This is a genomic window from Kosakonia oryzae (assembly GCF_001658025.2).
Lineage (GTDB): Bacteria > Pseudomonadota > Gammaproteobacteria > Enterobacterales > Enterobacteriaceae > Kosakonia > Kosakonia oryzae.
The window spans coordinates 1,656,924-1,676,750 of record NZ_CP014007.2 but is presented as its reverse complement, the minus strand read 5'-3'; the positions used below and the strand labels follow the sequence as shown (position 1 = coordinate 1,676,750).

Sequence of the window (19,827 nt, the reverse complement as noted above, 5' to 3'; positions counted from 1 at the left end):
CCGGTAAAAATCAAAAGGCGACCTCCGGGTCGCCTTTCTTATTTACCGCTTTATTTACAGCAGTTCTCGCGCGGCAGAAACAATATCCTGCGCGGTCAGCCCATACTCTTTTTGCAGAAAATCCTGTGTCCCCACCTGGCCGTAACGCTCCTTCACGCCCACGCGCCGCATCGGCACCGGGCAGCTTTCCACTAATACTTCCGCCACGGCCGAACCCAGCCCGTTATGAATGCTGTGGTTCTCACAGGTGACAATCCGCCCGGTCTTCTCGGCGTAGTTCTTCACCAGCATGCGGTCGATAGGTTTTAAGGTAAACATATCGATTACCGCCGCACTAACGCCTTCCTGCGCCAGTTGCTGCGCCGCAGCCAGCGCTTCAGCCACCATAATACCGTTGGCAATCAGCGTAATATCCGAACCGTCACGCAGGACATTGCCTTTGCCGATGGTGAAATGTGAACCCGGTTGATAAATGGTCGGTGCCTGTTTACGAATGGTGCGCACCCAGTAGAACCCTTCCAGGTGAGCCAGTTGGTTCAGGATATCGGCGAACATCACCGCATCCGTCACCTCCAGTACCACCGAATGAGCCAGACCGCGCACAATCCCCATATCCTCAAAGGACATGTGTGTTCCGCCATTGTGACAGGCGGTCACACCGGCGTCGGAGGCAATGACTTTGACATTGTTGCGCTGGTAATCGAGCGACATAAACAATTGGTCGAAACAGCGGCGGCTGGCAAACGCAGTAAAGGTATGCACAAAGGGTTTGCGCCCGGTCAACGACAGCCCCGCTGCCGTACCAATGACGTTAGCCTCCATGATGCCGCAGTTGATTACATGCTGCGGATACTTTTTCTGCACACCGTCCATAGCCATCGAACTCATCAGATCGGCTTCCAGCGCGATAATGTCGCTGCCCGCTTCAATCTGATCGCTGATAAAACCGGCATAAACTTTGCGCATCTCGATGCTGTCTTTACCGCCGACTTCAGCCACCTTAATCATGCGCCGCCTCCAGTTGTTCGATAGTTTCGTTAAGCGCCTGCTTCATCTCTTCGGTCAGGCGTAAATGGTGCGAGTTGCTCAGCTTTTCGAGATATGGCACCCCCTGTCCTTTAATGCTGTCGAGGATCACCAGCCGTGGCCGGGCATCGGCAGCCGGAACCGGCTTCACCACCTCCAGAAGTGCGGCAATGTCGTCGCCCTTCACCGTACAGACATCGAAACCGAAGGCGCGGAATTTCCCCTCCAGATCGAAAGCGCAAATAATCTCATCCAGCTCGCCGTCCAGTTGCTGCTTATTCCAGTCCACAAACACCGTCAGGTTGTTGAGCTTGTGATGCGCAATAAACTGGAACGCTTCCCAGCATTGACCTTCATTCAATTCGCCATCACCGACAATGCAAAACACACGGTTGGGCCTGCCCGCCAGTTTATGTCCCAGCGCCATTCCTCCGGCGATAGAAATGCCCTGGCCAAGCGATCCGGTGGTCGCATCCACGCCGCGGGTTTTTAAGCGATCCGGATGACTCGGCAAGCGGGTGCCGTTCTCATTGAGAGTTTGCAGCATCTCCTGCGGGAAATAACCTTTCAGCGCCAGCGTGCTGTAGAGCGCCGGGCCCGCGTGGCCTTTCGACAGCACGAAGTAATCGCGCTCCGGCCAGTCCGGATCGGCAGGATCAATCCGCATGACCTCGCCATACAGTACGGCAAGCGTTTCCACCACCGACATGCTACCGCCATAGTGTCCAAAGCCCAGGTGCGTCAACGCTTTCAGGGTTGCTATGCGGATATCCCGCGCAAACTGTTTCACTTCTGCAATTGAACTCATGACTTCGCCCCACTCTTTTCTTCTGTGCCACTGGCAGCAGGTTTGCCCTTCGACATCAGATTCCAGATGACTAATGCGATAAACACCGCCACCACCAATCCGGTAATCGCCAGCGGCGACAGGTAACGCGCCAGATTGCCCAACACAATGCCGATAAAGCCAAAGTCAGCGTCCGAAAAGGTGGTATTGGCAAAGCCCAGCGCGCCGAGCACCGGCAACAGCAAAACTGGCAGGAAAGTGATGAGTAGTCCGTTAGCGAACGCGCCGAGCATCGCACCACGTCGTCCGCCGGTAGCGTTACCAAACACACCCGCCGTCGCACCGGTGAAGAAGTGCGGCACCACGCCAGGCAGGATCAGCACCAATTTCATCTGGCCGAGCAGGAATAGCCCCACCAGCCCACCGAGGAAACTGAACAGGAAGCCGACCAGCACCGCATTTGGCGCATAGGGATAAACCACCGGGCAATCCAGCGCCGGGCGAGCATTCGGCACCAGTTTTTCGGAAAAGCCGGTAAAGGCAGGAACAATTTCCGCCAGAATCAGGCGTACGCCTTGCAGGATAATGAATACCCCTGCGGCAAAGGTGATGGCCTGAATAATCGCGTAGACGAGGAAGTTCTGCCCGGCGCTGAGTTGGCTCTCAACGTACTCACGCCCGGCGCAAACAGCTAAGATCATGTAAATAATGATCATCGTCAGCGAGATGGAGATTGAGCTGTCACGCAGAAAGCTCAGGTTTTTCGGCAGGTTCATCTCTTCCGTTGAGCGTGAGCCCTTGCCGCATTTACTGCCGATCCAGCCTGACAACACGTAGCCAAGCGTACCGAAATGGCCGAACGCGATGTCATCGTTGCCGGTGATCCGTTTCATATAACGCTGCGCGATCGCCGGGAAGAACGCCATCACCAGGCCAAGGATCAGCGAACCGGTAAATACCAGTCCGACGCCTTCAAAACCAGCGACAGTGAGGATCACCCCAATCATGCAGGCCATATAGAAGGTGTGATGTCCGGTCAGAAAAATGTATTTCAGACGCGTAAAGCGCGCGACAATAATATTCGCTACCATGCCGAATGCCATGATCAGCGCCGTTGATGCACCATATTTCTCCAGCGCAATTGAAACAATTGCCTCGTTATTTGGAATGATCCCCTGAATATTAAAAGCATGTTCAAACATGCCACCCAGCGGATTTAATGAGCCGACCAATACTGTCGCCCCGCCGCCCAATACGATAAAACCGAGAATCGTTTTAACCGTCCCTTTCACAACATCGGAAAAGGATTTTTTCTGCGCCAGCAGACCAATCAGCGCAATTAACCCCACCAGTACAGAAGGGACTTTCAATATATCAACAACAAAGTTTAGCGTTTCAAGGATAAACATATCCACCTCGCTTTATGCATGCCGCACCGTTGTGCAGCGCATCCGGTTGATGTTAACGGTTGGCGAAGAAAGCGCTGATTTTCGCTTCCAGTTCATTGATATCAATGATGTTGCTGAGAACAACTAACTGGTTTTCCGGCACGCTGGCGCTGGCGGCAATATCTTTTGCCATGACAAACACATCGGCGGCACCTGGCGTGGCGGAAGAGAGGTCGGAATGCTCGACCTCCGCTTCGATATTCAGTTTTTTGAGGACCTTCTTAATATTCATTTCGACCATAAAACTACTGCCCAGGCCGGATCCGCAAATTGCCATTATTTTCATTGTATTTACCTTTTTTGAGTAGAGTACGACCTCATCGCCCATAGCAGGCAATGTATTATCACTGGTGACAAAATAAAAAATCAGAAACGCTGAATAATGTTTTTAATTTCCTCCAGACTGTTTGCACGATGTAATTGCGACATATCTTCATCGCTGGAAAATAGTTCCGCCAGCGCGGCAATCATTTCGATATGGCTGTGTTTATCCGGTGCGGCCAACATAATAATGGTGTCAACCGGATCCGCATCCTCTGCGCCGAAATCAACTCCACGAGACAATTTTAACAACGATAATCCTAACCCTTTTGCCCCCTCTTCCGGCCTGGCATGTGGCATTGCCAGCCCCGGCGCCAGCACATAGTACGGCCCCAGTTTCTGGTGCTGGGCGACAATGGCTGTCACATAATCCGGCGCGATCGTGCCGGATGCGAGCAGCGGTCTGGCACAAATTTCCAGCGCCTGCGGCCAATTCTCTACGCCATCAAGCACCTGAATCGTCTTGTCGTTAAGCCATTGGTCTAACACTTCACACTCCTTATCAAGGATAAGATGGGCAAACTTTATGCAAGTCAGCGACGCTTATCCGTGATGATAGTCGCAAAGATAGCGCTACCAACAGGAATGATCGAAAAATGTGATAGCGCTATCAGATATGAAAACGCAGGGGAATTCGCAGAAAAAGCAGGGCTTTCCGGCGTATACTGCCTTGAGATGACTCATAACTCAGCGCCTGAGATATCAGGGCTGTCAGGAAACGGAATGGCAATTACCCGAAAACGTCGGAGCACAGGAAAAGTCACCCTTGCCGATGTCGCGCAGCTTGCTGGCGTTGGCACCATGACCGTCTCGCGGGCGTTACGTACCCCGGAACAGGTTTCAGATAAATTGCGTGAGAAGATAGAGGCTGCCGTGCAGGAGTTGGGGTATATGCCCAATCTGGCGGCCAGCGCGCTGGCTTCGGCATCATCCTGGACTATCGCGATGGTAGTGCCAAGCCTTGCCGAATCCGGCTGCTCGGAGATGTTCGCCGGTTTACAGCAGGTATTGCAGCCTGCTGGCTACCAGATCATGCTTGCCGAGTCGCAACATCGGCTGGAGCAGGAAGAAAAATTACTGGAAACGCTGCTTGCATCCAATCTGGCCGCCGCCATCCTGCTCAGCGTCGAGCATAGCGATATGGTGCGCCACTGGCTGAAAAACGCCTCCATTCCGGTGATGGAAATTGGCGCGGTGCGCGCCGATCCGATTGATATGAATATCGGCATCGATAACGTTGCGGCGATGTTCGAGCTGACGCAAATGCTGGTGCAGCGCGGTTATCAGAATATCGGCCTGCTGTGCGCCAACCAGGAGCAGTGGATTTTCCAGCAGCATTTGCAGGGCTGGTACAAAGCGATGCTGCGCCACCATATGTCGCCGAACCGGGTGATTAACGCCGCCGCGCCGCCGGTTTTCTCCACGGGCGCGGCGCAACTGCCGGAATTTTTGCTGGCGTGGCCGGAACTGGATGCGCTGGTGTGTGTCTCGGATGAACTGGCCTGCGGCGCGCTGTACGAATGCCAGCGGCGGCGTATTAAGGTTCCGGATGATTTAGCGATAGTCGGCTTTGGCGACAGCGATGTCAGCCGGGTATGCCAGCCGCCGTTGACCACCATGTCCGTGCCGCACCGTAAGATTGGTATTGAAGCAGGACGCGCGCTGCTGGCGCGCCTGAATGATGAAACCTGGGAGAACAAAACGCCGATAGCACCGACGTTTTGCCTGCGGGATAGCTGCTAATCGGCTTCGGGGGCTTTTTCCGCATCGTTGCTGGCATTGCGGCTCATCCACAACGCAAGCGCTTTCAGGGAGTCAGGGGTGAATTCATCGCAGCGCGCGGTGATCTCTTCCGGCGTCATCCAGAAGACCTCGCTCACCTCTTCTTCCTGCAAAGCAAAAGGCCCGTGGGAAACACAGCTGAACAATCCGCCCCAGACGCGGCAATGTTCATCTTCAAAGTAGAACTGGCCATGTTCGGCGAAGGGAACACCGGCAATCCCCAGCTCTTCTTCGGCTTCACGGCGTGCGGAATCCAGCAAAATTTCACCGGCCTGCACCACGCCACCGGCGGTGGCATCCAGCATCCCGGGCATAAAATCTTTGATTTCGGTACGACGCTGCACCAGAATTTTGCCCATCCCATCATGCACCACAATGTAGGTTGCGCGATGACGCAAACACTGCGCCCGCATCTGTTGCCGGCTTGATTGCGCGATCACCTCATTGTCTTCGTTGACAATATCCACCCACTCCATGCCTGCAAAATGACTCTGTTCCACCATCGGGAAATCTTCTCTTTGTGGCGCTCTTTTGGCGCGTTTCGGTTGAAAGGTAAATTACGGATTAATCGCGACCTGCGCAATAACCCGCTGATCATTAAGTGCGACAACGCGCAGTACGCCCTCTTCCAGCATGCCGTAACTGGCGGCAAACCCACCTTTGGGAATACTCACCGAGCCGGGGTTGAAGTGGAAAATGTCGCCCCGCTGCTCCGCTACCGGAATGTGCGTGTGACCATAAACCAGCACATCGCCTGCCGCCAGCGGCGGTACATCATCCGGGCCAAACACATGTCCATGCGTCAGAAACAGACGACGTTCTGCCAGCAGCACTTGCTGCCAGGGCGCGGTGATCGGGAAATGCAGCAGCATTTGATCCACTTCGCTGTCACAGTTGCCGCGTACGGCGATGATGCGGCTGGCCTGCTCGTTCAACCGCTCAGCAACTTGCGCTGGCGCATAGCCCTGTGGCAGTGCGTTGCGCGGCCCGTGATTCAGTACATCGCCAAGGATCACCAACCAGCGCGCGTCGCTTTGGGCAAACAGTTCCAGTACGCGTTCCGTCGCGGGCAACGACCCATGAATGTCCGATGCAAACATCAGTTTCATCACTACACCTCATGCGGAAGAAAACAGCCCATGATAACGGAAGTCAGCGGGCTTATCAGCCTGCACGCTTAGCGGAAAGTGCAACATAGCGCTGAACGGATGAGCGCTGCCACTGGAAGGTGGCATACTCCGCCAGCCGCTCCGGCACCGTATCGCCATTCATCACCAGTCGGTTGAGCATCAACGCCAGATCGGCATCCGCAATACACCACTCGCCAAACAGGTTCGGCTTACCATGCGCCAGCAGATCGCCGGCGATAGCAAAAAGTTTTTCCGCACTCGCCTGCCCGGCTGCGCTGAGCGGCGCTTTTTTCTCGCCTGCAAAAACGACCTCTGTCGGGCGTTCTTCGCGGATGGGCATTAAATCGCTGCGCAGCCAGGCCTGGATTTGCCGGGCGCGGGCGCGTTTTTGCAAATCGTGTGGGTAGATGCGCTCCCATTCCGGCGGCGCGAAGCGCTCTTCGAGATATTCTGCAATCGCCGTCGATTCGCTGAGTTCGAAACCCTCAATCGCCAGAACCGGCACGCGCTGCGTCAGATGATAACCCGGCCAGCCAGGCGTATGTTGAGCGCCGCTGGCCAGATCGACGGTTTTAAGCGAGAAAGGCAGAGCTTTTTCATGCAGAGCAACATAGGCCGACAGTACATACGGGGAGAAATAATTGGCATCGGACCATAACGTGATAGCCGGTTCGTTCATAACATCCTCGTTTAACGGTGAGTTTTTCCTTCAAAATATAACGTCCTGACCAGGCTGTCACTTAATGAAAACTCAGCAGCCAGAGGGAACACCTATACTCTGAGAGTGACGATTATTCTTATATCTGGAGTATTGATGATAGACCTCTATTACGCGCCCACACCAAACGGTCATAAAGTAACGCTATTTCTGGAAGAGAGCGGGCTGGAATACCGCCTGATCCGCGTCGATATCAGCAAAGGTGAGCAGTTTCGTCCGGATTTTCTGATTATCTCTCCGAACAATAAAATCCCGGCCATTGTCGATCACCTGCCCGCCGATGGCGGCGCGCCGCTGAGCGTGTTTGAATCTGGCGCAATTCTGCTGTATCTGGCGGAAAAAACGGGGAAATTGCTCAGCGGCGAATTGCGTGAACGCCATGTCACTTTGCAGTGGCTTTTCTGGCAGGTTGCCGGTTTGGGGCCGATGCTCGGGCAAAATCATCACTTTAACCACTTTGCGCCGCAGCCGGTGCCGTATGCTATTGAACGCTATCAGGTCGAAACCCAGCGTCTGTATCAGGTATTGAATAAACGGCTGGAGCGGGTGCCGTGGCTGGCAGGTGAGCATTACAGCATTGCGGATATCGCCGCCTGGCCGTGGATCCACTCACACCCGCGTCAGCGCGTGAATCTTGAGGATTATCCCGCGGTGTTTAACTGGTATGAGCGCATCCGTACCCGTCCGGCCACTGAGCAGGCGCTGCAAAAAGCACAGCAGCTATGAAAGCCAGGTAACCTGTTCTGATAATTAAAAAATCCGTGAAATGTGTTCGGTATCGCACGCGGATTTGAGCCGCTCACTTATGCTGAAATGGAACATTACCAAAGGAGGGAAACATGCAGATACTGATTACCGGCGGGACTGGCCTGATTGGTCGTCATCTCATCCCTCGGCTGCTGGAGCTTGGGCATGCCGTTACCGTTGTGACGCGCAGCCCGGCCAAAGCGCAACAGCGACTTGATGCCCGCGTAACGCTGTGGAAAGGGCTCAACGATCGCACTCACCTCAATGAGTTTGATGCGGTGATCAACCTGGCAGGTGAGCCGATCGCCGATAAACGCTGGAGCGAAGAGCAGAAGCAGCGTCTGTGCAACAGTCGCTGGCAGATAACGCAACAGCTGGTGGATTTGATTAAGGCCAGCGACACACCGCCACAGGTGCTGATTTCCGGATCGGCAGCGGGCTACTACGGCGATCTCGGTGAAGTAGTGGTCACCGAAGAGGAGCCGCCGCACAACGAGTTTACCCACAAACTTTGCGCCCGCTGGGAGCAAATTGCCTGCGAAGCGCAAAGCGATCGCACCCGCGTTTGCCTGCTGCGTACCGGCGTGGTGTTCGCGCCGCAGGGCGGGATCCTCGGCAAGCTGTTGCCGCTGTTCCGTCTCGGTCTTGGCGGCCCGATTGGCAATGGCCGTCAGTATCTGGCGTGGATCCACATCGACGATATGCTGAACGGCATTCTCTGGCTGCTGGATAACGATCTGCGCGGGCCGTTCAATATGGTTTCGCCCTACCCGGTGCGCAACGAGCAGTTTGCTCACACGCTCGGCCATGTGCTGCACCGCCCGGCCATTATGCGCGCGCCCGCTTTTGCCGTACGCCTGATGATGGGCGAATCCTCTGTTCTGGTGCTTGGCGGCCAGCGCGCGCTGCCGAAACGCCTCGAAGCTGCCGGTTTTGCTTTCCGCTGGTACGATCTGGAAGAGGCGCTGGGGGATGTTGTGACCTCTTAATTTTCGTGGCTCCGCCAGCGCGTTTGCAGTGGTAAGCTAAGACGCTTTACCACCGTAAGGGCGCTGGCATGACGTTGTACACTTCCCGCTTGACTCTCTCCCCGTTTGAACCTTCCGACTGGCCATTTTTCCTGCATCTGCGCCGCAATGGCAGCGTGATGCGCTATATGGGCGAGATCGCCTCTGAAGATCAGATCCGCACCCTGTTCGACGATCGTCTTGCCGATCGTCACGCCTTTGTTATTCGCAACGCTCAGCATGCTTCGGTGGGTGATATCGGTCTGCGTATCAGCCAGCACAACCCGCAGGAAGCCGATGTCGGCTACTCGATTGCGCCCGCAGCGCAGGGACAAGGCATTGCATCAGAAGCGCTGCAGGCCCTGTGCGATTACGCGTTTGATAGCGAAGTGCAGGCACTGAACGCCTGGGTGCTGGCAGAGAATCAGGGGTCAGTGAGGGTGCTGGAAAAAAGTGGTTTTCAGCGCGTGCAGGTGCTGGAAAAAGCCTATCTGCTGCGCGGCGAATATCATGACGACTGGATTTACCGGCGGGAAAAAGCCTGGATTTAGGCCGCCTGTACGGCGGCCTTATATCACTTCAGCGAACCTTTGAGGAACTGCTGCAAACGCGTGCTTTTCGGGTTGCCGAACAGCTCATCCGGTGCGCCCTCTTCTTCAATTTTGCCCTGATGCAGGAAAATAACGTGGGTGGAAACATGGCGGGCAAAGCCCATTTCATGCGTCACCACCACCATGGTTTTCCCCTCTTCCGCCAGTTTCTGCATGATGCGCAGTACTTCGCCCACCAGTTCAGGATCGAGCGCCGAAGTCGGTTCATCAAACAGCAATACTTCCGGCTCCATCGCCAGCGCGCGGGCAATGGAAACACGCTGCTGCTGACCGCCGGACAAATGCACCGGGTACTTTTGCTGCTGCATCTCATCAATGCCGACTTTCGCCAGATATTTCACCGCGCGCTCGCGGGCTTCCTGCTTGCTCAAGCCCAGCACCTGAATCGGCGCTTCCATGACGTTCTCCAGCACCGTCATATGGCTCCACAAGTTGAAATGCTGGAACACCATCGTCAGACGCGTACGCAGCAGACGCAACTGGTGTTTATCCGCAACGCGCAACTGACCATCTTTATCGCGTACCAGATTGATATTCTGGCCGCTGACCACGATGGTGCCTTCGCTCGGTTTTTCGAGGAAGTTAATACAGCGCAAAAAGGTACTTTTGCCGGAACCGGAGGAACCGATGATACTAATCACATCGCCCGCGTTGGCCTGCAACGAGACGCCCTTCAGCACTTCATGTTCGCCGTAGCGTTTGTGCAGATCGATAACGTTTAATTTATTCTCAGACATCGTGTTCTCAGTGCGTCGAAGAAGGTTTCATATGCTGCAACCAGCGCTTTTCCGCCTTGCGGAATAAGCTAATCAGCACATAAGAGATAATCAGATACAGCACCGCAGCGATACCAAACGCAGTAAACGGCTGGTAAGTTGCGGAGTTGATATCACGGGCAATTTTCAGCAGATCCGGCACCGTAGCGGTAAAGGCCAGCGCCGTTGAGTGCAGCATCAAAATCACTTCGTTGCTGTACGCAGGCAGCGCAATGCGCAGCGCCGACGGCAGAATAATGCTGCGGTACATTTTGAACGACGAGAAACCATAGGCTCGCGCCGCCTCAATTTCGCCGTGCGGCACCGAACGGATCGCTCCGGCGAAAATCTCAGTGGTGTAGGCACAGGTATTGAGCGTCAACGCCAGAATCGTACAGTTCAGGCCGCTTCGGAAGAAGGCATTCAACAGCTCGGTGCCCTTGACGATCTCCAGCGTGTACATGCCGGAGTAGAACACCAGCAGTTGAACATAGAGCGGTGTGCCGCGAAACACGTAGGTAAATAGCCAGATCGGGAAGCAGATAAATTTATTACTGGAAACACGCCCGATAGCCAGAAACACCGCCAGCACGCCGCCCATCGCCACCGATGAAATCAACAACCACAGAGTAATTGCCACGCCCGTCAGGCGATAACCGTCACTCCACAACAGTGATTGCCAGTACTCCTGAATGATCTCGATCACAGGTCAGCCCTCTTCACACCCACGGAGTAGCGACGTTCGAGAAGAAGCAGCACACCATTGGAAACCGTTGTAAAAACGAGGTAAATCACCCCGCAGACGATAGCAAAATAGAAGGGCTCCCAGGTACTTTTCCCGGCAAGCTGAGTCGCTTTGACCACATCTTCCAGCCCCAGCAGCGAAACCAGCGCAGTCGCTTTCAGGATCACCTGCCAGTTGTTGCCAATACCCGGCAGCGCGTAACGCATCATCGCCGGAAACAGGATGCGGCGGAAGATTTGCCGACCGGTAAAACCAAACGCTGTTGCCGCTTCAATATGCCCTTTCGGCACCGCCATAAAGGCGCCGCGGAAGGTTTCCGTAAAATAGGCGCCGTAAATAAAACCGAGGGTAATAATACCAGCGACCATCGGATCAATATCCAGTTGGTCCATACCCAGCGCATCCGTGATGCTGTTGAGGGCGATTTGCAGGCCGTAAAAAATCAGCAGCATCAACACCAGATCAGGGACACCGCGAATAAGCGTGGTATAGCCTTCAAAGATCAGCGCCAGTGCCCGGTTTTTCGACAGTTTCGCCCCTGCGCCTGCCAGACCAATAATTACCGCCAGCACCACCGAACTGATAGCCAGCTCCAGGGTGACTAACGCACCGTGTAATATAACTTGAGAAAACCCGTACAGCATGCAGCCTGTCCTGTCGTATGTGGTGTTTTGCCGTGTCTCTTCCCCTCCCAAGGTGAGAGGGGCTGCACGTTAAGCACGGGTGGGATTAGCCACCATAAACATCAAAATCAAAGTATTTCTTCGCCAGCTTTTCGTAAGTGCCGTCCGCGCGCATTTCAGCAAACGCTTTGTTCAGCGCATCTCGTAGCTCGGTGTCACCTTTGCGTACGCCCATGCCGGTGCCGACGCCAAACAATTTCTCATCTTTGATGGACGGGCCACCAAATTTGTAATCTTTGCCGACTGGCGTTTTCAGGAAACCTTCGCTGGCTGCTACTTCGTCCTGGAACGCGGCATCAATGCGGCCGGCAGTCAGGTCAGAGTAGATATTGTCCTGGCCCTGATAGGAGACGATTTCTACCCCTTTTGGCGCCCAGTTTACGTTGCCGTAAGTTTCCTGCGTGGTGCCCTGCAACACGCCAATGCGTTTACCTTTCAGCTTGTCCAGATCCGGCTGAACGTCAGAATTTTTCGCCACTACCAGTCGGGAATCCGCCGCGTAAAGCTTGTCGGTGAAATCAATTTCCTGCTGACGTTTTTCAGTAATAGAGAGCGATGACATGATGGCGTCGATTTTTTTCGCTTTCAGCGAGGGGATCAGTGCATCCAGTGGGTTCTCAACAAACACACACTGGGTTTTGATGCGTTTGCACAGCTCTTTTGCCAAATCGATGTCAAAACCGATCAATTCCCCCTGCGCATTCTTCGATTCGAAAGGCGCATAAGTGGGATCGGTACCAATACGTAATTTTTGCGGAATGGCTGCGAACACAGTAGAAACGCTGGAAAACGCAAGCACCAGCGAAAGAGAGAGCACCAATTTTTTCATCATTATCCTCAACAGACTGTCTTTCCTAAGGGAATTCTCATAACAATACGGTGCCGTTATCGTGCCATCATATGCCCCGGCAAGGCAAAAAATTATGCCCGCGCGCTGGCTTTTTTTGCAGTATGAATGCGTAACTATGCATTCATGCACCAAGGCAGTGCACAATGCGCACCGCAATGAGACATTTACCGTATAAATGCACCACGCCAGTTATTTAACGTGGTGCATATTTCCCTCATCCCGGATGGCCGGGTTATGCAGCCTTAATCGCCGTAAACGTTAAAGTCGAAGTATTTTTTGGCGAGTTTGTCGTAGGTACCATCTTTACGCATTTCAGCAAACGCTTTGTCGAATGCGGCTTTCAGCTCAGTATCATCTTTGCGCAGGCCGATACCGGTGCCGTCGCCGAAGTATTTCTTATCTTTCACTGACGGACCAGCAAAAGCGAAGTCTTTCCCGGCAGGTTGTTTCAGGAAGCCTTCGCTGGCAGCGACTTCATCCTGGAATGCCGCGTCCAGACGGCCCGCAGCGAGGTCAGAGTAAATCAGATCCTGGTTCTGGTAGGCCACCACATCGATGCCCTTGGTGCGCCAGTTGTCGTTCGCATAACCTTCCTGAGTGGAGCCCTGCAGCACGCCAACGTGCTTGCCTTTCAGCGAATCCAGCGTCGGCTGAATCGGTGAACCTTTGGCGGCAATCAGGCGGGAATCAGCGGCGTAGAGCTTGTCAGAGAAGGCAATTTCCTGCTGACGTTTTTCCGTAATCGACAGAGAAGAGATGATGGCGTCGATTTTCTTCGCTTTCAGCGACGGGATCAGCGAATCAAAATCGCTGCCGACCCAGGTGCATTTCACATGAATGCGTTTGCACATTTCATTGCCGAGATCGATATCAAAACCCACGAAGTCCCCTTTCGCATCTTTCGATGAGAACGGCGCATAGGTTGCATCAGTACCGATGCGCACCGTGTGGGGAAGCGCTGCATAAACGCTGGCTGTCGCTGACAGGCCCAACAGTAAAGACAGAGCGAGAACCGTCTTCTTCATACATTACCCTCAAGTGTTCTGTTTTTATTCTGTATTACGTTGTGTTGTGTGTTGCTGGCAGTTACCTTGCACGTCTTATGCCAGTTTCCCGCAGCCGGAAAAAGACCGCGTTAAATTTGTTAATAAAACGTTGCAAACTTACTTAATGATGAAAGATAGCAGGTCTATTGAACGAACCGGAGTGTTAGCACGGGGAAAAGAGGATTAAATGTTGAGGATATGATCGCGCTTGCAGAATTGCCCCAAAAAAGCGCACGCCGGGTAGCAGTGCACTATTTTGCGGCATCGCTCCCTTGCCAGCGGGTAAACAGATCTTCCGGCAACTCAATGTCAAACTGATCAAGAACGCGATTAACGGTCTGATCAATTACCGCATCCAGGCTTTGCGGGCGGTGATAAAACGCCGGTACCGGCGGCATAATTACCGCGCCCAGTTCCGCCGCCTGAGTCATCAAGCGCAAATGCCCAAGGTGCAGCGGCGTTTCACGCACGCACAGCACCAGCGGCCTGCGTTCTTTCAGCACCACATCTGCCGCGCGCGTCAGCAGGCTGTCGGTGTAGCTGTGCACAATGCCGGAGAGGGTTTTGATCGAGCAAGGAAGAATCACCATGCCTGCGGTTTTAAACGAACCGGACGAAATGCTGGCAGCAATATCACGCGCATCGTGCACCACATTCGCCAGCGCCTGTACATCGCGCAGAGAAAAATCAGTTTCCAGCGCCAGCGTCTGGCGGGCCGCCTGACTCATCACCAGATGGGTTTCAACCTCTGCCACGTCGCGCAGCACCTGCAACAGGCGAATGCCGTAGATTGCGCCGCTGGCACCAGAGATCCCCACAATGAGTCGTTTCATGATTGTTGCCCCTTTTTTATCGGACGAACTTTGCCTGATTATAGAGGGCGTTGCAACAGATTGCGCCCCTCACGATGGAGGGGCGCGGCAGGATTAACCTTCGTTATGCATCTCTAAGCTTTCCACTTCGTTCTGGCGCTGTACCGCTTTGGCATCGTCATTACGCAGGGAGTCGAGATAATCAAGGTACTGCTGATCTACATCTTTGGTGACATACACGCCGTTGAACACCGAGCATTCAAACTGCTGGATATCCGGGTTTTCAGAGCGTACAGCCTCGATAAGATCGTTGAGATCCTGGAAAATCAGGCCGTCAGCACCGATGATCTGGCGGATTTCATCCACTTCGCGCCCGTGAGCGATCAGCTCATTGGCCGTCGGCATATCGATACCGTAAACGTTCGGGAAGCGAATTTCCGGTGCCGCGGAAACGAGGTACACTTTTTTCGCCCCGGCTTCGCGAGCCATCTCGATAATCTGCTCGGAAGTGGTGCCGCGCACGATGGAGTCATCCACCAGCAGCACGTTTTTATCGCGGAACTCAGCGCGGTTCGCGTTCAGCTTACGACGTACAGATTTACGGCGCAGTTGCTGGCCCGGCATGATAAAGGTACGGCCGACATAGCGGTTTTTTACAAAACCCTGGCGGTACGGTTTACCAAGGATACGCGCAATTTCCAGCGCGATATCGCAGGAGGTTTCCGGGATAGGAATGACCACGTCGATATCCAGATCTTCCCACTCGCGCGCGATTTTCTCGCCAAGCTTAGTGCCCATATTGACGCGGGCGCTGTAGACGGAAATTTTGTCGATGAAGGAGTCCGGACGCGCGAAATAAACGTATTCGAACAGGCACGGGTTGCTGACCGGGTTATCCGCACATTGACGGCTGAACAACTGGCCTTTTTCGGTGATATACACCGCTTCGCCCGGCGCGACATCACGCAGGAACTCGAAGCCCAGCGTATCCAGCGCCACGCTTTCAGACGCCACCATATATTCAGTGCGGCCATCGCCGATTTCACGTTTGCCCAGCACCAGCGGGCGAATGCCATTCGGATCGCGGAAAGCCACCATACCGTGACCGATAATCATCGCCACGCAGGCATAAGCACCGCGGATCTGGCGGTTAGTACCGGCAATGGCGGCAAAAATGTTGTCAGCTTCCAGCGGGTAGTGGCGGAAGTTATCCAGCTCGCTGGCAAACACATTGAGCAGGATTTCAGAATCAGAAGTGGTGTTAATGTGGCGGCGCTTCTCTTCGAACAGCTTTTTACGCAGCTCATGCGCATTGGTCAGATTGCCGTTGTGCGCCAGCGTGATGCCGTAGGGGGAGTTAACGTAAAACGGCTGCGCTTCAGAGGCGCTGGAACTACCCGCAGTAGGATAACGTACGTGGCCAATCCCCATATTGCCTTGCAGGCGCTGCATATGGCGGGCCTCGAATACATCATTCACCAGACCGTTCGCCTTACGCAGACGGAAACAGTTGTTTTCGTCGATGGTGATGATGCCTGCGGCATCCTGCCCACGGTGCTGAAGCACCGACAACGCGTCATAAATCGACTGGTTTACCGGCATAAAACCGGCGATACCGACAATACCGCACATACGTCTTTTCCTCGTTAAGCCACATCTCAGGGCCTATGCCCTGGGCAAGAAACTCGACGAACTTTGCAGATAGTCAAAGAACCATCTGATGATGAAGCTGAATTGCGGGATAAGCTGCGACTTCTGCCAGTCTTCACTTTTCGACAGCCCGGTAAAGGTATCGAGAAAGAACAGAATGGCGGCGACGATCAGTACGCCGCGTAGCGCGCCAAAACAGATCCCCAGTACTCTGTCTGTACCCGACAAGCCAGTCTTCTCGACCAGCGCACCGATCACATAGTTAACGATAGCACCGACAATCAGCGTCGCGATGAACAGTACTGCGATGGCTATCCCATTGCGCACCAGTTCGTCTTCAAAGCCCGTGAACCAGACAGACAGGTAAGTGTAGTAATGACTGGCGACAAAGAAAGCACAGCCCCATGTCACCAGCGATAACGCTTCACGAACAAAGCCGCGGATCAGGCTTACCAGACAAGAAAAACCAATCACCGCAATGATGGCGTAATCAATCCAGACCATATGTGTCCCACGATTTTACGCCCTGTCGTCCAGTTCGGGGCGCATTCTAACAGAAAAAGAAAACGTTTGCGTAGGGATTTCCTTCCCGCGCGGAAATAAAAATGGCGCTGAAAAAATATTCAACGCCACGGTTCCGGTTGCCTGTTGTCAGGGCTTTATTTACCCCTCATCCCTGCCCTCCTTGCCGTACAGAGAGGGATGAGAAGTGGCGCCGTTTTTTCTCTTCAGCCTTTAGTTCGGCGTGTAACCCATCACCACGCCGCTCAGCCCGGAGAGCTGTTTCAACTCCTCCAGTGAACCTTTTAGCTTATCCCGTGACGCATCCGGCCCCACCAGAATACGGGTGATTTTACCCTGAACCGGCGTCGTCGGCGACGTGTAAACGCGATAACCTGCGCCACGTAATTTACCAACGATTTCATTCACTTTATCCGCATTCTTCAGCGCGCCAAGCTGCACTACATACGCTTTACCGGTCGGCACCGTTTTGTCGTCCTGAGTTTTCGCTGGCGGCGCTGATGTTTCATTTGCCACCGCCAGTTGCTCGCTGGCTTTATCACGCGTTGCAGGCGGCGCGGTTTGTTGCTGTGCCTGCGGTTTTGGCTGTGGTTTAGGTTTCGGTTGTTCAACCGGCGTGCTGGTGACTTCCGGTTGCGGAGTGGCGTTCGCCGCCAGCCTTGAAGCATCCAGCGATGGTGCTTCTGCATCGCCAGCGCGCACCTCTTCCGCCGCGCCTTCCGGCGGTTGCGCCGGAAGTGCCTGCGTCGCAGCCGGCATCATGTCCGGCTCATCGCGATCGCCAGGTTTCGGCACCAGCGGAATCGCGGCAAACTCATCCTGATAATGTTTTTTCTGCCCGTCGAGCAGCCCGGGAAGAATAATCACCCCGAGCGCAACCAGCACAATGGTCCCCATCAAACGGTTCTGAAACTTACTTGCCACCGGTTCTCCCCGCCTCCATCGCTTCCATGACATGTGCCACCGTGTGGAACGATCCACACACCAGAACAGTATCACAGGCATTAGCATCGGCCATCGCGGCCTGCCAGGCCTGCGCAACATCCGGCCACGCGCGGCCAGAATTGAGATGCTCCAGCAGTTGTTCTGCCGTTGCGCCGCGCGGCCCTTCCAGTGGGGCACAATACCAGCTATCGACCACCGGCTCCAGACAGGCAAGCGTCCCGGCGATGTCTTTGTCATGCAACATGCCAATCACCGCCAGTACACGCCCGTTTTTCGGCAACGCAGCAAGGCGGCTGGCAAGGTAGCTGGCAGCGTGAGGATTGTGGGCAACATCGAGGATCAGGCGCGGCGACTCGCTGACAATCTGGAAACGTCCCGGCAAAATTGCTGTTGCAATACCGTCGCGGATCGCCTGCTCGCTGACCGTAAGCTTACTGGCACGCAGCGCAGCCAGTGCGGTTGCCGCATTTGGCTGCGGTACCTGTGGCAGCGGCAGATCGGTCAGCTCGCCCTGGGCATCACGAAAATGCCAGCCCTGCGCGTTGACGTCATAATTCCAGTCAACGCCCCGGCGCAGCAGCAGCGCGCCCTTCTCCTGCGCTACATCGGCAATAGACTGCGGCATATCCGGTTCGCCGACCACAGCCGGTTTACCACTGCGGAAGACGCCCGCTTTTTCGCGGCCAATGCTTTCACGATCCGGGCCGAGCCAGTCGGTATGATCCAGCGCAATGCTGGTGACCACAGCGACATCCGCATCCACCATATTGGTGGCATCCAGGCGACCGCCCAGCCCCACTTCAAGGATCACCACATCGAGCTGCGCCTGCTTAAACAACCACAGCGCCGACAAAGTGCCATATTCAAAATAGCTCAGTGAGATCTCGCCGCGAACGGCTTCAATCTCCGCAAAAGAGCGGGTATGTTCGCTTTCAACCAGCTCTCCGCCCTGGATGCGCACGCGTTCGGTATAGCGCACCAGATGCGGTGAACTGTAGACGCCAACCCGATAGCCCGCCGCCAGCAGAATCGACTCCAGCGTACGGCAAGTAGTGCCTTTACCATTGGTTCCGGCGACGGTAAAGACAAACGGTGCAGGGCGGAGCACATCAAGGCGCGCCGCCACCTGGCTTACGCGCTCAAGCCCCAGATCGATGGTTTTACTGTGCAGGTTTTCCAGATAAGAAAGCCACGCGGCCAGGGGCGACGTGGCTTGCGGAATGCGTTTAGTTTCCATGATGCCCGTTGATAATTTACGGTTTGAAAAGCAAAAGGGCAGCGCCTGGTGGCCCTGCCCTTCGGTATTATCAGGCTTCGCCTTCCTGACCGGCCGGTGACGGAGCCACCGAGCCAACATGCGATTCATCCGGATCCGGCGCAGGCAGATTCATCAGCTTCGCCAGGATACGCGCCAGCTTCAGACGCAGTTCCGGACGGCGGATAATCATATCAATCGCGCCTTTTTCGATCAGGAACTCACTGCGCTGGAAGCCCGGCGGCAGTTTCTCACGCACGGTCTGCTCGATAACGCGCGGGCCGGCAAAACCGATCAGCGCTTTCGGTTCAGCGATGTTCAGATCGCCCAGCATCGCAAAGCTTGCGGAAACGCCGCCCATGGTCGGGTCGGTCAGCACGGAGATATATGGCAGACCGCGCTCCTGCATTTTCGCCAGCGCAGCGGAAGTTTTCGCCATCTGCATCAGCGACATCAGCGCTTCCTGCATACGTGCGCCGCCGGAAGCGGAGAAGCAGATCAGCGGGCAGTTGTCTTCCAGCGCCTGCTCGACGGCACGCACAAAGCGTGCGCCAACGACGGAGCCCATAGAGCCGCCCATAAAGGAGAACTCAAATGCCGCAGCCACAACCGGCATACCGTGCAGCGTGCCTTTCATTACCACCAGCGCGTCTTTCTCGCCGGTTTCTTTCTGGGCTGTCGCCAGACGGTCTTTGTATTTTTTTGAATCGCGGAACTTAAGCACATCTTTCGGCTCAAGCTCGCTACCCAGTTCTACCAGCGAACCTTCATCCAGCAAGCTATGCAGGCGATTACGCGCTGACATCCGCATGTGGTGATCGCATTTCGGGCAGACCTCAAGGTTACGCTCCAGCTCGGCGCGGTACAGCACCTGGCCGCAACTATCGCATTTTGTCCACACCCCTTCAGGGATACTTGCCTTGCGGGTGGGGGTGATATTGCTCTTAATTCTTTCAATCCAGCTCATTGATAACCTTTATACATGAA

23 protein-coding genes are annotated in these 19,827 nt (G+C 54.7%); 4 read left to right on the top strand and 19 right to left on the bottom strand.

Going from position 1 to position 19,827, the window contains the following annotated elements; translation table 11 throughout:
* Window positions 1-54: 54 nt before the first annotated feature.
* The 5 genes from AWR26_RS08110 to AWR26_RS08090 form a co-directional block, all read right to left on the bottom strand.
* Complete coding sequence (locus AWR26_RS08110; RefSeq protein ID WP_064564855.1) at window positions 55-1,008, bottom strand: transketolase family protein; 954 nt, start codon at window positions 1,006-1,008, stop codon at window positions 55-57.
* On the bottom strand, window positions 1,001-1,834 hold the full coding sequence (locus tag AWR26_RS08105; protein ID WP_064564853.1) for a transketolase: 834 nt from the start codon (window positions 1,832-1,834) through the stop codon (window positions 1,001-1,003). The genes AWR26_RS08110 and AWR26_RS08105 overlap by 8 nt, the downstream gene beginning before the upstream one ends.
* Window positions 1,831-3,222 carry a PTS ascorbate transporter subunit IIC gene (locus AWR26_RS08100; protein WP_064564851.1) on the bottom strand — a complete coding sequence of 464 codons (1,392 nt, stop codon included), beginning with the start codon at window positions 3,220-3,222 and terminating at the stop codon, window positions 1,831-1,833. Before AWR26_RS08100 ends, AWR26_RS08105 begins: the two co-directional genes overlap by 4 nt.
* 52 nt (window positions 3,223-3,274) lie before the next feature.
* Window positions 3,275-3,547: a PTS sugar transporter subunit IIB gene (locus AWR26_RS08095; protein WP_007371072.1), complete on the bottom strand. Its 273-nt coding sequence runs from the start codon at window positions 3,545-3,547 to the stop codon at window positions 3,275-3,277.
* Between the two features lie 80 nt (window positions 3,548-3,627).
* Complete coding sequence (locus tag AWR26_RS08090; protein WP_064564849.1) at window positions 3,628-4,071, bottom strand: PTS sugar transporter subunit IIA; 444 nt, start codon at window positions 4,069-4,071, stop codon at window positions 3,628-3,630.
* A 234-nt stretch (window positions 4,072-4,305) separates the two neighbouring features.
* Between AWR26_RS08090 and AWR26_RS08085 the strand changes: the two genes are divergently transcribed.
* Window positions 4,306-5,325 carry a LacI family DNA-binding transcriptional regulator gene (locus tag AWR26_RS08085; RefSeq protein ID WP_064564848.1) on the top strand — a complete coding sequence of 340 codons (1,020 nt, stop codon included), beginning with the start codon at window positions 4,306-4,308 and terminating at the stop codon, window positions 5,323-5,325.
* Here the strand turns inward: AWR26_RS08085 and yfcD are convergent.
* From yfcD to yfcF, 3 genes are read right to left on the bottom strand one after another with little or no spacing between them, the layout of a single operon-like run.
* A complete protein-coding gene (gene yfcD, locus AWR26_RS08080) occupies window positions 5,322-5,867 on the bottom strand; it encodes an NUDIX hydrolase YfcD (RefSeq protein ID WP_007371069.1) in 546 nt (181 codons plus the stop codon). The two genes, AWR26_RS08085 and yfcD, sit on opposite strands and share 4 nt — an antisense overlap.
* A gap of 54 nt (window positions 5,868-5,921) precedes the next feature.
* Complete coding sequence (gene yfcE, locus AWR26_RS08075) at window positions 5,922-6,473, bottom strand: phosphodiesterase (protein ID WP_064564846.1); 552 nt, start codon at window positions 6,471-6,473, stop codon at window positions 5,922-5,924.
* A gap of 55 nt (window positions 6,474-6,528) precedes the next feature.
* Window positions 6,529-7,173 carry a glutathione transferase gene (yfcF, locus tag AWR26_RS08070; RefSeq protein ID WP_064564844.1) on the bottom strand — a complete coding sequence of 215 codons (645 nt, stop codon included), beginning with the start codon at window positions 7,171-7,173 and terminating at the stop codon, window positions 6,529-6,531.
* A 135-nt stretch (window positions 7,174-7,308) separates the two neighbouring features.
* Between yfcF and yfcG the strand changes: the two genes are divergently transcribed.
* The 3 genes from yfcG (at window position 7,309) to AWR26_RS08055 (ending at window position 9,517) form a co-directional block, all read left to right on the top strand.
* On the top strand, window positions 7,309-7,938 hold the full coding sequence (gene yfcG / locus AWR26_RS08065) for a GSH-dependent disulfide bond oxidoreductase (RefSeq protein WP_064564842.1): 630 nt from the start codon (window positions 7,309-7,311) through the stop codon (window positions 7,936-7,938).
* A 113-nt stretch (window positions 7,939-8,051) separates the two neighbouring features.
* Window positions 8,052-8,948 carry a TIGR01777 family oxidoreductase gene (locus AWR26_RS08060; RefSeq protein WP_043952884.1) on the top strand — a complete coding sequence of 299 codons (897 nt, stop codon included), beginning with the start codon at window positions 8,052-8,054 and terminating at the stop codon, window positions 8,946-8,948.
* Between the two features lie 68 nt (window positions 8,949-9,016).
* Entirely contained in the window at window positions 9,017-9,517 is a 501-nt protein-coding gene (locus AWR26_RS08055; protein WP_064564840.1) for a GNAT family N-acetyltransferase, read from the top strand.
* A gap of 23 nt (window positions 9,518-9,540) precedes the next feature.
* Here AWR26_RS08055 and hisP read toward each other — a convergent pair whose 3' ends face one another.
* The 11 genes from hisP to accD all read right to left on the bottom strand — a co-directional run bounded on the left by hisP (window position 9,541) and on the right by accD (window position 19,807).
* Entirely contained in the window at window positions 9,541-10,314 is a 774-nt protein-coding gene (gene hisP, locus AWR26_RS08050; RefSeq protein WP_043952882.1) for a histidine ABC transporter ATP-binding protein HisP, read from the bottom strand.
* 7 nt (window positions 10,315-10,321) lie between these two features.
* Window positions 10,322-11,038 (bottom strand): ABC transporter permease, encoded by a 717-nt coding sequence (locus tag AWR26_RS08045; protein ID WP_064564837.1) that lies wholly within the window; start codon window positions 11,036-11,038, stop codon window positions 10,322-10,324.
* Entirely contained in the window at window positions 11,035-11,721 is a 687-nt protein-coding gene (locus AWR26_RS08040; protein WP_064564834.1) for a histidine ABC transporter permease HisQ, read from the bottom strand. Before AWR26_RS08040 ends, AWR26_RS08045 begins: the two co-directional genes overlap by 4 nt.
* 85 nt (window positions 11,722-11,806) lie before the next feature.
* Window positions 11,807-12,589 carry a histidine ABC transporter substrate-binding protein HisJ gene (gene hisJ, locus AWR26_RS08035; RefSeq protein WP_043952880.1) on the bottom strand — a complete coding sequence of 261 codons (783 nt, stop codon included), beginning with the start codon at window positions 12,587-12,589 and terminating at the stop codon, window positions 11,807-11,809.
* Window positions 12,590-12,852: 263 nt separating this feature from the next.
* On the bottom strand, window positions 12,853-13,635 hold the full coding sequence (argT, locus tag AWR26_RS08030) for a lysine/arginine/ornithine ABC transporter substrate-binding protein ArgT (RefSeq protein WP_043952879.1): 783 nt from the start codon (window positions 13,633-13,635) through the stop codon (window positions 12,853-12,855).
* 272 nt (window positions 13,636-13,907) lie between these two features.
* Entirely contained in the window at window positions 13,908-14,489 is a 582-nt protein-coding gene (locus AWR26_RS08025) for a UbiX family flavin prenyltransferase (RefSeq protein WP_064564832.1), read from the bottom strand.
* Window positions 14,490-14,582: 93 nt separating this feature from the next.
* Window positions 14,583-16,100: an amidophosphoribosyltransferase gene (gene purF, locus AWR26_RS08020; protein WP_043952877.1), complete on the bottom strand. Its 1,518-nt coding sequence runs from the start codon at window positions 16,098-16,100 to the stop codon at window positions 14,583-14,585.
* A 33-nt stretch (window positions 16,101-16,133) separates the two neighbouring features.
* A complete protein-coding gene (cvpA, locus tag AWR26_RS08015; RefSeq protein ID WP_007371056.1) occupies window positions 16,134-16,622 on the bottom strand; it encodes a colicin V production protein in 489 nt (162 codons plus the stop codon).
* A gap of 231 nt (window positions 16,623-16,853) precedes the next feature.
* Window positions 16,854-17,564 carry a cell division protein DedD gene (gene dedD, locus AWR26_RS08010; RefSeq protein ID WP_043952876.1) on the bottom strand — a complete coding sequence of 237 codons (711 nt, stop codon included), beginning with the start codon at window positions 17,562-17,564 and terminating at the stop codon, window positions 16,854-16,856.
* The gene (gene folC / locus AWR26_RS08005) at window positions 17,554-18,822 is read right to left on the bottom strand and encodes a bifunctional tetrahydrofolate synthase/dihydrofolate synthase (protein WP_064568978.1); all 1,269 of its coding nucleotides are present in this window, start codon (window positions 18,820-18,822) and stop codon (window positions 17,554-17,556) included. The genes dedD and folC overlap by 11 nt, the downstream gene beginning before the upstream one ends.
* A 70-nt stretch (window positions 18,823-18,892) precedes the next feature.
* Window positions 18,893-19,807, bottom strand: coding sequence for an acetyl-CoA carboxylase, carboxyltransferase subunit beta (accD, locus tag AWR26_RS08000; protein ID WP_043952874.1), 915 nt, complete (start codon window positions 19,805-19,807; stop codon window positions 18,893-18,895).
* Window positions 19,808-19,827: the final 20 nt, after the last annotated feature.